Below are 10,431 nucleotides of genomic sequence, written 5' to 3'. Positions count from 1 at the left end.
CTGCGCACTCGAGCGGGAGCAAGCTCCCTCGCCACACTGGATCGCTTCAATCCTTAGGATCAATTGGCCACCCGAGCTCCACCCAGACTCCCGCTCAACTCATACGCCGCCATGCGAGAGCCACAGGCTGTGGGCGAACACAAACCCTGTGGCGAGGGAGCTTGCTCCCGCTCGGCTGCGCAGCAGTCGTCAGCCTTCCAATCTCGACTTACCTGAATTAGCTCATTGACACGATTGCGAGCGCTGCGCACTCGAGCGGGAGCAAGCTCCCTCGCCACACTGGATCGCTTCAATCCTTAGGATCAATTGGCCACCCGAGCCCCGCCCAGACTCCCGCTCAACTCATACGCCGCCAATTCCGCCTGATGCGCCGCGAGGATCTCCGGCAGCGAGCCGCGCAGGTACTCGACCCAGGTCTTGATCTTCGCATCCAGGTACTGGCGCGACGGGTAGATGGCGTACAGGTTCAGCTCTTGCGAGCGGTAGTTGGGCATGACCCGCACCAGGCTACCGTTGCGCAGGCCTTCGATGGCGGCATAGACCGGCAACACACCGACGCCCATGCCACTGATGATCGCGGTTTTCATCGCGTCGGCGGAGTTCACCAGAAACGGTGAGCTGTTGATGGTGACCATTTCCTGGCCTTCCGGGCCGTCGAACAGCCATTTCTCCAGCGGAATCACCGGGCTGACCAGGCGCAGGCAAGCGTGGTTCAGCAGGTCGCTGGGCTTCTGCGCGCAGCCGTTGGCTTTTACATAAGCGGGTGATGCGCAAACGATGCTGTAGGTGATGCCCAGCCGTTGCGAAACGAAACCCGAGTCAGGCAGTTCGCTGGCCAGCACGATCGATACGTCGTAGCCCTCGTCCAGCAAATCCGGTACGCGGTTGGCCATGGTCAGGTCGAAGGTCACGTCCGGGTGGGACTTGCGATAGCGGGCGATTGCATCGATCACGAAGTGCTGACCGATCCCGGTCATGGTGTGCACCTTGAGCTGCCCGGCCGGGCGCGCATGGGCGTCGCTGGCCTCGGCTTCGGCTTCCTCGACATAGGCGAGGATCTGCCCGCAGCGCAGCAAATAACGTTTACCGGCCTCGGTCAGGGCGATGCGGCGGGTGGTGCGGTTGAGCAACCGGGTTTGCAGGTGGGCTTCCAGGTTGGAGACCGCGCGCGAGACGTTGGCTGTCGTGGTATCGAGCTGCACGGCAGCGGCAGTGAAGCTGCCGGCTTCGGCGACACAGCTGAAGGCGCGCATGTTTTGCAAAGTGTCCATGGGGTGCTCTCGGGTGCGATGACAAATTGTGACACGAAGTTACGGAATGCTGTGACCCCGACCAAGGGATTATCTCGTGAACGGTAACAAAGATTCACAGGATTCCCGGCTTATCGCTGCTCAAGCCCACCCCTAGAATTGCGCCCATCTCTTACGGGACGTCCTCCCCACCTCAGGAATTTGCAGCAGTGCCGCGTCGCATCAGCAGAGAGCTGAAGACTCTCAGTGTTTGGGCTTTATCGTTAGCAATCAGCGGCTGCATCGGAACCGGAGGTATTGCCCCACAGGGCAAGGCATTCGATGCCAACACATTGGCCACCGACGAGGCAATCCAAAGCGCCGCCAAGGACGCTCACTGGCCTACCGCGCAGTGGTGGCAGGCCTATGGCGACCCGCAACTCAATCACTGGATCGATCTCGCCGTGCAAGGCAGCCCGAGCATGGCCATGGCCGCTGCCCGTGTGCGTCAGGCCAAGTCCATGGCCGGTGTTGCCGAATCGGCCGAGTCGTTGCAGGTCAATGGCCAATCCACCCTCAAGCGCCATAACTGGCCCACCGATCAGTTTTACGGTCCGGGCGAACTGGCCAACACCACCACTTGGGACAACAACGCCGCCCTCGGCTTTAGCTACGCCCTCGACCTTTGGGGCCGCGAAAGCAATGCCACCGAACGCGCCGTCGACATGGCCCACATGAGCGCCGCCGAAGCGCGCATGGCTCAGCTCGAATTGCAGAACAACGTGGTCCGCGCCTACATCCAGCTGTCGCTGCATTACGCGCAGCGGGACATCGTGGTCGCGACCCTCAAGCAGCAACAGCAGATTCTCGACCTTGCACAAAAGCGCCTGGATGGCGGCATCGGCACCCATTTCGAAGTCAGCCAGGCACAAACCCCGTTGCCGGAAACCCATCGACAACTGGATGCACTGGACGAAGAAATCGCCCTGAGTCGCAATCAACTTGCAGCATTGGCAGGCAAAGGACCAGGGGAGGGCGCACAGTTGCAGCGTCCGACGCTGTCCCTTGGCACCGCACTGAAACTGCCTTCGGCATTGCCCGCGCAATTGCTCGGCCAACGCCCGGACGTGGTCGCCAGTCGCTGGCAAGTCGCGGCCCAGGCGCGCGGAATCGAGGTGGCGCACGCTGGCTTCTACCCCAACGTCGATCTGGTCGGCAGCCTTGGTTACATGGCCACCGGTGGCGGGGCGCTGGAGTTCCTGACCGGCAAGAAGCTCAACTACAACGTCGGGCCGGCGATCTCCCTGCCGATCTTTGACGGTGGGCGCTTGCGCTCGGAGTTGGGCGAAGCCTCGGCCGGCTATGACATCGCCGTGGCCAAGTACAACCAGACCCTGGTCGATGCGCTCAAAAGCATCTCCGATCAGTTGATCCGCCGCGAGTCCATGGACAAGCAGCAAGCGTTCGCCGAGGAGTCGGTGGCGGCGGCGCAGAAAACCTACGACATCGCGATGATCGCCTATCAGCGCGGGCTCACTGATTACCTCAACGTGCTGAATGCCCAAAGCCTGCTGTTCAAGCAGCAGCAAGTGCAACAACAGGTTCAGGCCGCGCGTTTGAGCGCCCATGCCGAACTGGTCACTGCCCTTGGTGGCGGGCTCGGCGCCGGTAACGACGTGCCGCCCGACGGCAAAGTCCAGGCGCCGAAAACCCCAGCCATTCTCTCTGCCCTCGACCACTGAACAGGACACCATGACTCCCTTGCCTGCACCGCTGCGCTGGCTGTATTCCCTTGAATGGCGCCGGGGTTTTTTCGACTGGGCACGCAGTGACGGCGTGACCTGGGTCTACATCCTCAAGGTGCTGACCGCCGCGTTCCTGACCCTCTGGCTGGCCATGCGCCTGGAACTGCCGCAACCGCGTACGGCGATGATCACCGTGTTCATCGTCATGCAGCCGCAGAGCGGTCAGGTGTTCGCCAAGAGCTTCTATCGCTTCCTCGGTACGCTGGCTGGCTCGGCGGTGATGGTTGCGCTGATTGCCTTGTTCGCCCAGAACACCGAACTGTTCCTCGGTTCGCTGGCGATCTGGGTCGGCATCTGCACGGCCGGTGCCGCGCGTTATCGCAACTTCCGCGCCTACGGGTTTGTGCTCGCCGGTTATACGGCGGCGATGGTCGGCTTGCCGGCGCTGGCGCACCCGGACGGCGCGTTCATGGCGGCAGTCTGGCGGGTGCTGGAAATCTCCCTGGGGATTCTCTGCTCGACCCTGGTCAGCGCCGCGATTCTCCCGCAAACCGCCAGCGCGGCGATGCGCAACGCTTTGTATCAGCGCTTCGGAGTGTTTGCGCTGTTCGTCACCGATGGCTTGCGCGGGCGCAGCCAACGCGAGGCGTTCGAAGCCGGCAACGTGCGCTTTATCGCCGAAGCCGTGGGCCTGGAAGGCTTGCGCAGCGTCACCGTGTTCGAAGACCCGCACATGCGTCGGCGCAATGGTCGGCTCAGTCGCTTGAACAGCGAGTTCATGGGCATCACCACCCGGTTCAACGCCTTGCACCAATTGCTCGAACGCTTGCGCAGCAGCGGCACCGAACAGGTAGTGGCGGCGATCAAACCCGGGTTGCAGGACCTCGCCGAAGTGCTCGATGGCTTCTCGGGTCGTGCGCTGACGCATGCCGACGCAGCGCGTCTGGCAGCGCAATTGGCCGCCTATAAAGAAGGGCTGCCGGCGCGGGTGCGCAGCTTGCGGGCGAGCTTTCAGCAGAGCGAACCGAGCGACGCCGAGCAACTGGATTTCCACACCGCCTACGAGTTGCTCTACCGCTTCGTCGACGAAGTGCACAGTTATGCACAGACCCACGCCTCGCTGGCCGAGCACCGCCACGAACGCGAGCAATGGGATGAGCCCTACACCCCGAAAACCAACTGGCTGGCGTCGACCGCGGCAGGCATTCGGGCGTCGTTCATTCTGATTGTGCTGGGCAGTTACTGGGTCGCCACCGCGTGGCCGAGCGGCGCGACCATGACCTTGATTGCTGCTGCCACGGTCGGTCTCTCGGCGGCCACGCCAAACCCCAAGCGCATGGCGTTCCAGATGGCCTGCGGGACGTTGCTCGGGGCGCTGATCGGCTTCGTCGAGATGTTTTTCATCTTCCCGTGGATCGACGGTTTCCCACTGTTGTGCGTGATGCTGGCGCCGGTGATCGTGCTCGGCTCGTTCCTCACCTCACGGCCGCAGTACGCCGGTGTCGGTCTGGGATTGCTGATCTTTTTCAGCACCGGTTCAGTGCCGGACAACCTGACGGTCTACAACCCCTACACCTTCATCAACGACTACATCGCGATGATCATGGGCATGCTGGTGTGCGCGGCGGCCGGGGCGATCATCCTGCCGCCCAATAGTCGCTGGTTGTGGCGGCGACTGGAGCAGGACTTGCGCGGGCAAGTGGTGTTCGCTATCAGCGGCAAGCTCAAGGGGTTGGCATCGGGTTTTGAAAGCAGCACCCGCGATCTGGTGCACCAGGCTTATGGCCTGGCCACCGGACAGCCTAAGGTGCAGCGCGATCTGCTGCGCTGGATGTTCGTGGTGCTGGAAGTCGGCCACGCGATCATCGAGTTGCGCAAGGAACAGGCGATCTTGCCGGTGCACCCGGCGTATGCCGAAACCCAACCGTGGCGCCAGGCGATCCGGGTCATGGGCCGCTCGCTGGTGCGGCTATTTCTGCAACCGAGCCAAAGCAATCTGGAGCGCAGCCTGGTGGCGGTCGACCACGCCATCAGCCGCGTCCAGGCCACCGACGAACCCTTCGCCCCGCACTTCGACACCTCGGCCTTGCGCCGGGTGAAGAGCTACCTGCATTTCATCCGCACTTCGTTGCTCGACCCGCAATCACCGCTGGCAGCGCTCGCTGCCCCGCAAGGACCTGACCATGCCTCGTGAAATCGCCTTCCACGGCGTGTACATGCCGACCATGACCCTGATGTTTTTCATCGCTGCGGCAGTGGCCTGGGCACTCGACCGGTTTTTGTCCGGGTTTGATCTGTACCGCTTCTTCTGGCACCCGGCGCTGCTGCGCCTGAGCCTCTTCACCTGTTTGTTCGGCGCTCTTGCGCTGACTGTTTACTCTTGAGACCGATTCGATGAAAAAACTCTTCAGCCTGCTCGCGACCTTGTTGGTACTGGCCCTCGCGCTGTGGATCGGCCGGACCCTTTGGGTGCATTACATGGACACTCCGTGGACCCGTGATGGCCGGGTGCGCGCCGACATCATCAACGTCGCCGCCGACGTCACCGGCGAAGTGATCGACGTGCCGGTGCGTGACAACCAGTTGGTAAAAAAGGGCGACCTGCTGATGCAGATCGATCCCGAGCACTACCAGATCGCGGTGAAACAGGCGCAATCGCTGGTCGCTTCGCGCAAAGCCACCTGGGAGATGCGCAAGGTCAACGCGCACCGCCGCGCCGACCTCGACAACCTGGTGATCTCCAAGGAAAACCGCGACGACGCCAGCAACATTGCCGACTCGGCGCTGGCCGATTACCAACAGGCCCAGGCACAGCTTGAGGCCGCAGAGTTGAACCTCAAGCGCACCAAAGTACTGGCGGCGGTGGACGGTTATGTCACCAACCTCAACGTCCATCGCGGCGACTACGCGCGCATCGGCGAAGCGAAAATGGCCGTGGTCGATATGAACTCGTTCTGGGTCTACGGCTTCTTCGAAGAAACCAAACTGCCGCATGTGAAGGTCGGCGATCAGGCCGACATGCAATTGATGAGCGGCGAGGTGCTCAAGGGGCATGTCGAAAGCATTTCGCGCGGCATCTACGACCGCGATAACCCGGAAAGCCGCGAGCTGATCGCCGACGTAAATCCGACCTTTAACTGGGTGCGTTTGGCACAACGGGTGCCGGTGCGGATTCACATTGATGAAGTGCCGGACGGGGTGCTGTTGGCGGCGGGGATTACGTGCACGGTGGTGGTGAAGCAGGACAGCGTGGAGTAACCCTGTGGCGAGGGGGCTTGCCCCCGTTCGGCTGCGAAGCAGTCGTAAAACCGACAGATGCGTTCTCTCTGACGCAATACGATCATCGATTTTAGGGCCGCTTCGCGACCCAACGGGGGCAAGCCCCCTCGCCACAATGACTGACGCCGGATTGGCTACTGCGGTGAATCCGGTGGATCAAGGTGATCCAGCGCCCGATTCACGGCCAACTCGGCCAGTGAAATCATCTGCTGAATCGCCAGCGCGGTATTGCGTTTGGGGCCTTCGAGTTCAAACGCCAGATCGCTGGCCATGACATTCACCGAGGCGAGGGTTTCGCAGGCGTGGGCCAGCAGGGTTTCGCTGTCGACGTCGGGGGCTATGACGAAAATGCAGCCGGGGCGTCGATCAGTTAACAATGCCTTGGTCTCGGGCAGTACCAGGTAGTGATCGAGCGCACGGTGCGCGGCGGCGTGAAGTTCTTTTGAATCGAGGGAGGCGTAGGGGGAGGTGCTGTCGGTATCAGGGGGATTGGGAGTGGCTTTGAACATGATGATGCTCCTATGGGTGAAGTCCCTCCACATCAGCTACCACGCAGATAAGGAGGCGACTGTACACAGGGTGGTAGACCGGTCATAGGAACCCGGCAGGCCGAAGCCTCCCATGCACAGCCGCCATAAAGCAGCCAGCATAAAAAAACGCCCTGAGGCGTTCTGGGTCTATGAGAAATCCGGGCTACCACACCCGATCGCTGAATTGGCAGCGACCCGAAAAGGTTATCCGTCCCTCATGGCCCGGCGCAACCGTCAAAACGTGTCGGAACCGTCCTCAGAAGCGCAGGCCATTGTCCTTCAAAAAGCTACGCGACATAAACACCCTTGTTTATTGTTCAATCCTGGCAATACGTCTCATGCAAATGCCGCCACAGCAACGCACCTGATGGCAGCTTTTCAATCACCGCCGTCGCCCGCCGATCGTTCAGCACGCCGCTCGCATCGGATTGCAGTTCGCGGTAGCTGACGGTGGCGCCGTTTGCGTGTTGGTCAATCCCACGCCATTCGCTCAGGCCGATTTTCAAGCCCGGGCGGGCGCCGCCGAGTTTATCGAACAGCTCGCTCAAACCCGGATAATCCAGCATATTGCCGCCGGGCATGATCATCGAAAACTGCGGCGAGAAACGTGCCAGCAACTGCGTCAGTAGGCCTTTGTCGGCGCTGCCGGAAAACCATTGCTCGATGTCGGCAAGGGTCTGGGTCACTTCGTTGAAGTATTCGCGATAGTCCGTCATGGATTCCTTCCAAATAAGGTGTCACCAACATGCTCAGCGCTGAATTTGACGAAGAACGTTGACGAGCACAGGTGCAAAGGGTTGAAGGCGATTGTTTTCGTCTGGTTGTTGCAGCTCGTCAAGCAAGAGCGACAGTACATCGTCGCTTTCAAGTCCGAGTTCAGAGGGTTCGATACCTTGGGTGAAAAGCAATGACTCAATCAGCGTTTTACGAGCATTGAACAGCGCAAGATTATTGGTTCGCGTATCACCGAGATTGAGCACGGTGATAGTTTTTTGCGCTCTAGCGGTAAGCCCTTCCACTGCGCCCGAGAGGTAGAACTTCAGCTCGGTTTCGCATTCATCCATTAGAGCGCTCAGCGGCAAGAACTGGGACTTGTGAGCGTCGCCACATTGTTTTGAATGGTTGCAACTGGCAACGATGTTTGAAAAATCCAGCGTTCGATTCGGGGCCGAGTCTTGCGCTTCGACATGTTCATTGTGAGCGCTGTCGACGGTGATGCCATGACAGCAATAGGCACACAAACCATATTGTTCTTCGAGGCAGGCAGCGCGAATCGATTGGCGCTCCGTGGGGGGGAGGTTATTGTAGCGTTGCTGAGGATTGACTCGCTTCCATTGCCCCAATGATTCTGGCTCTTGGCCTTTTCGGATTTTACGCACCACGCAACTCCAACTTGCGGATCAACAAGGACGCCTTGGTTAGCTCGATATGCCCGGATGGCAGTTCGTTGGATAGCTCCTGAAACAGTAATTTTGCTGCTTTCAGTTGACTGTCCTGCAAAAGGTCGAGCAGCCGATCAAGGCGTTCTTGAACCTCACTGTTACGTACTTCTGTGTTCATTACGTTGATAAGCACCTGATTGGCGTCCAGCCCGTACAAGCTGCTTTTCTCTTCCAGCTCCCCGTCGTCCAGGACGTAGCACAGAATGTCTTTGGTATCGCTGATAACCAATGGGGAATGGGTGGTGAGGATGAACTGGCAGTTGGGAAAGGTTTCGGTCAACTGATGGGTCAGGCGCCGCTGCCATTGGGGATGCAAGTGAAGATCGACTTCATCGATCAGTACAACGCCGTCACCTTTCAAGGGGTTGTCCAGTGAGGGATTCATTAGGGCTAACCGTCTGGCAATGTCTCCAACGAGCGCCATCATGGATTTTTCACCCTGGGACAGTTGTGCGACGTTGAGAGTTTTTCCTGCTTTATCGATTGCCATGTGCAAGTGGGGCCTGCGCTGAACCCTGAGATTATCGAAGCCAGGCATGAATGCAGAAATGGCAGAGCGCACCGCCGTCAGCTGTCTGTCACGCGATGAAGCATGCAGTTGCTCAAACTTCTCCAGAAGTTTTTTATTCGAGCCTCCGAACTCTTTCCGTAATCGGTTGAGAGACTCCGTAGAGAAGCCAGATTCATTCTCGCTATCTTCTCGCTCGCGGAACCATTCAAAAAACCGTCTGAAGTCGACCCCCCTATTCAATGAGTTGTCGTATCCGTCCAACTGCCCAAATGCGTGCCGGGCTTTTACTCTCAGAGGTATTTCTACTACTGAGCGTTCCACTGGGTAGTAGGCAACGAGAGGTAATGAGGCTTCATCGTCCACCAAGGAAAGATGGTACTTGTAGAATCCTGCAAGTTGAGTGACACCTGTTAACTCACTGCTCAAGCCCGAATTGCGTCCTTTGCGGGATCTCGCAAGTGTCCAGCTGAACTGGTTTATGTTCGGATTGGCCGGTTGGGATGAGTCATGAACTTCAATCTGGATTGATGCTCCCAATGAATCATTGCTGACAGAGTCGTCCGTGATTGGACTCCCACTTCCATTCTCCGTCCGGATCCTCGCCACCAACCAACTGAGCGACGTTGCCAGTGACTTCAAAATGGTGGTTTTACCGGCACCGTTATTACCCACAAACACCGTCACATTTGAGGTGTGTTTTTCGGTGGGTGCAAAGGCGACCTCCAGGTCGGTAAAACGGCCGACGTTGTTCAGTCGGATTTTTTTGATTTCCATCACGTTACCCTTTTGGGGTCAGTCGGTTGATTCGAAGGCGGCGATTATGGCACTCCCTCAGCGTTTTATCAGGTGCAGGCTTTATTTGCTTACAACTGCCCGCGCAACCCGAACCGCTTCATCAACCCGCTTTCCAGCAAGCCTTTGGGCAGCAACCCCGCCAGCAGCGGCAACACCCGGCTGCCATTGCCCAGACGCAGCAAGCGCGGTGGTTTTGGTAGCTGTACGGCTTTGAGCAGATCGTCGGCAAATTTGCTCGCCGGGGTCGGGTTGTTCTGAGAGGCCTTGGCCCGAGCACGAATACCCTCGCGCAGCGGCCACCAGGGCGATTGTTCGCTGATCAACAGTTCGGCTTCAACGCCTGCGTTCTTCGCGAAACTGGAGGCGATGGCGCCGGGCTGGACTTCCATCACCCGGATGCCGAAGGGCGCCAGTTCCATGCGCAGTGCGTCGCTCAAGGCATGCACCGCGGCTTTCGAGGCGCAATAGGCACCGGCGAATGGTGTGACCAAAACGCCGGAGACGCTGCCGATATTCACCACTAATCCCTTGGCGCGACGCAGCACGGGAAACAGCGCGCGGGTGACACCGACCACGGCAAACACATTGGTTTCGAACTGCCGTTGCATCGCCGCGACACCGCCGTCGAGCAGTGGCCCCATGGCGCCGTAACCGGCGTTGTTGATCAGAACGTCAAGGCCGCCGTGTTGCTGGTTGATCCGCTCACTCAATTGCTCAAGCGCCGGCCCGTCGTTGACGTCCAGTTGCACGGCGGTGAACCCGGCTGCGGCGAGTATCGCTACATCTTCAGCCTTGCGCGCGGTGGCCAAGACCTCGAACCCGGCGTTTTTGAAGGCGTCAGCCAGGGCGCGGCCAATGCCGCTGGAACAACCGGTGATTAATGCGACGGGCATGGCGCGG

Annotated in this window: 10 protein-coding genes; 4 read left to right on the top strand and 6 right to left on the bottom strand. The window is 59.5% G+C overall.

The genetic code is table 11. The features are described 5' to 3' along the window. Window positions 1-302: 302 nt before the first annotated feature. Window positions 303-1,271, bottom strand: a complete 969-nt coding sequence (locus tag AC3WK5_RS10225) for a LysR family transcriptional regulator (protein WP_102668579.1) — start codon at window positions 1,269-1,271, stop codon at window positions 303-305. 188 nt (window positions 1,272-1,459) lie between these two features. On the opposite strand from AC3WK5_RS10225, the gene AC3WK5_RS10220 reads away from it, so the two are divergent. Genes AC3WK5_RS10220 through AC3WK5_RS10205 form a run of 4 tightly spaced genes read left to right on the top strand, consistent with a single transcriptional unit; the run spans window position 1,460 to window position 6,232 of the window. Further along, a complete protein-coding gene (locus AC3WK5_RS10220; RefSeq protein WP_103315736.1) occupies window positions 1,460-2,971 on the top strand; it encodes an efflux transporter outer membrane subunit in 1,512 nt (503 codons plus the stop codon). Window positions 2,972-2,981: 10 nt separating this feature from the next. Beyond that, window positions 2,982-5,168: an FUSC family protein gene (locus tag AC3WK5_RS10215; protein ID WP_103315735.1), complete on the top strand. Its 2,187-nt coding sequence runs from the start codon at window positions 2,982-2,984 to the stop codon at window positions 5,166-5,168. Beyond that, on the top strand, window positions 5,158-5,358 hold the full coding sequence (locus AC3WK5_RS10210; protein ID WP_103315734.1) for a DUF1656 domain-containing protein: 201 nt from the start codon (window positions 5,158-5,160) through the stop codon (window positions 5,356-5,358). The genes AC3WK5_RS10215 and AC3WK5_RS10210 overlap by 11 nt, the downstream gene beginning before the upstream one ends. A 10-nt stretch (window positions 5,359-5,368) precedes the next feature. Next, on the top strand, window positions 5,369-6,232 hold the full coding sequence (locus tag AC3WK5_RS10205) for an efflux RND transporter periplasmic adaptor subunit (protein WP_103315733.1): 864 nt from the start codon (window positions 5,369-5,371) through the stop codon (window positions 6,230-6,232). Window positions 6,233-6,387: 155 nt separating this feature from the next. On the opposite strand, the gene AC3WK5_RS10200 is transcribed toward AC3WK5_RS10205, so the two are convergent. The 5 genes from AC3WK5_RS10200 to AC3WK5_RS10180 all read right to left on the bottom strand — a co-directional run bounded on the left by AC3WK5_RS10200 (window position 6,388) and on the right by AC3WK5_RS10180 (window position 10,424). Then, window positions 6,388-6,762 carry a DUF6124 family protein gene (locus AC3WK5_RS10200; RefSeq protein ID WP_103315732.1) on the bottom strand — a complete coding sequence of 125 codons (375 nt, stop codon included), beginning with the start codon at window positions 6,760-6,762 and terminating at the stop codon, window positions 6,388-6,390. Between the two features lie 338 nt (window positions 6,763-7,100). Beyond that, window positions 7,101-7,499 (bottom strand): DUF4440 domain-containing protein, encoded by a 399-nt coding sequence (locus AC3WK5_RS10195; protein ID WP_103315731.1) that lies wholly within the window; start codon window positions 7,497-7,499, stop codon window positions 7,101-7,103. 33 nt (window positions 7,500-7,532) lie between these two features. Then, a complete protein-coding gene (locus AC3WK5_RS10190) occupies window positions 7,533-8,162 on the bottom strand; it encodes a retron system putative HNH endonuclease (RefSeq protein ID WP_103315730.1) in 630 nt (209 codons plus the stop codon). After that, window positions 8,155-9,510 (bottom strand): AAA family ATPase, encoded by a 1,356-nt coding sequence (locus AC3WK5_RS10185; RefSeq protein WP_103315729.1) that lies wholly within the window; start codon window positions 9,508-9,510, stop codon window positions 8,155-8,157. The genes AC3WK5_RS10190 and AC3WK5_RS10185 overlap by 8 nt, the downstream gene beginning before the upstream one ends. 89 nt (window positions 9,511-9,599) lie before the next feature. Next, window positions 9,600-10,424 (bottom strand): SDR family oxidoreductase, encoded by an 825-nt coding sequence (locus AC3WK5_RS10180; protein WP_103315728.1) that lies wholly within the window; start codon window positions 10,422-10,424, stop codon window positions 9,600-9,602. Between the last annotated feature and the right edge of the window lie 7 nt (window positions 10,425-10,431).

This window comes from Pseudomonas sp. FW306-02-D09B (assembly GCF_058782685.1).
This window is presented reverse-complemented; position numbering and strand designations above follow the sequence as displayed.

Excerpts from the sequence above, each read along its gene's own strand:
- AC3WK5_RS10185 (WP_103315729.1), bottom strand. The coding sequence starts at position 9,510 with ATGGAAATCAAAAAAATCCGACTGAACAACGTCGGCCGTTTTACCGAC.
- AC3WK5_RS10215 (WP_103315735.1), top strand. The coding sequence starts at position 2,982 with ATGACTCCCTTGCCTGCACCGCTGCGCTGGCTGTATTCCCTTGAATGG.
- AC3WK5_RS10225 (WP_102668579.1), bottom strand. The coding sequence starts at position 1,271 with ATGGACACTTTGCAAAACATGCGCGCCTTCAGCTGTGTCGCCGAAGCC.
- AC3WK5_RS10200 (WP_103315732.1), bottom strand. The coding sequence starts at position 6,762 with ATGTTCAAAGCCACTCCCAATCCCCCTGATACCGACAGCACCTCCCCC.
- AC3WK5_RS10195 (WP_103315731.1), bottom strand. The coding sequence starts at position 7,499 with ATGACGGACTATCGCGAATACTTCAACGAAGTGACCCAGACCCTTGCC.
- AC3WK5_RS10210 (WP_103315734.1), top strand. The coding sequence starts at position 5,158 with ATGCCTCGTGAAATCGCCTTCCACGGCGTGTACATGCCGACCATGACC.
- AC3WK5_RS10180 (WP_103315728.1), bottom strand. The coding sequence starts at position 10,424 with ATGCCCGTCGCATTAATCACCGGTTGTTCCAGCGGCATTGGCCGCGCC.
- AC3WK5_RS10205 (WP_103315733.1), top strand. The coding sequence starts at position 5,369 with ATGAAAAAACTCTTCAGCCTGCTCGCGACCTTGTTGGTACTGGCCCTC.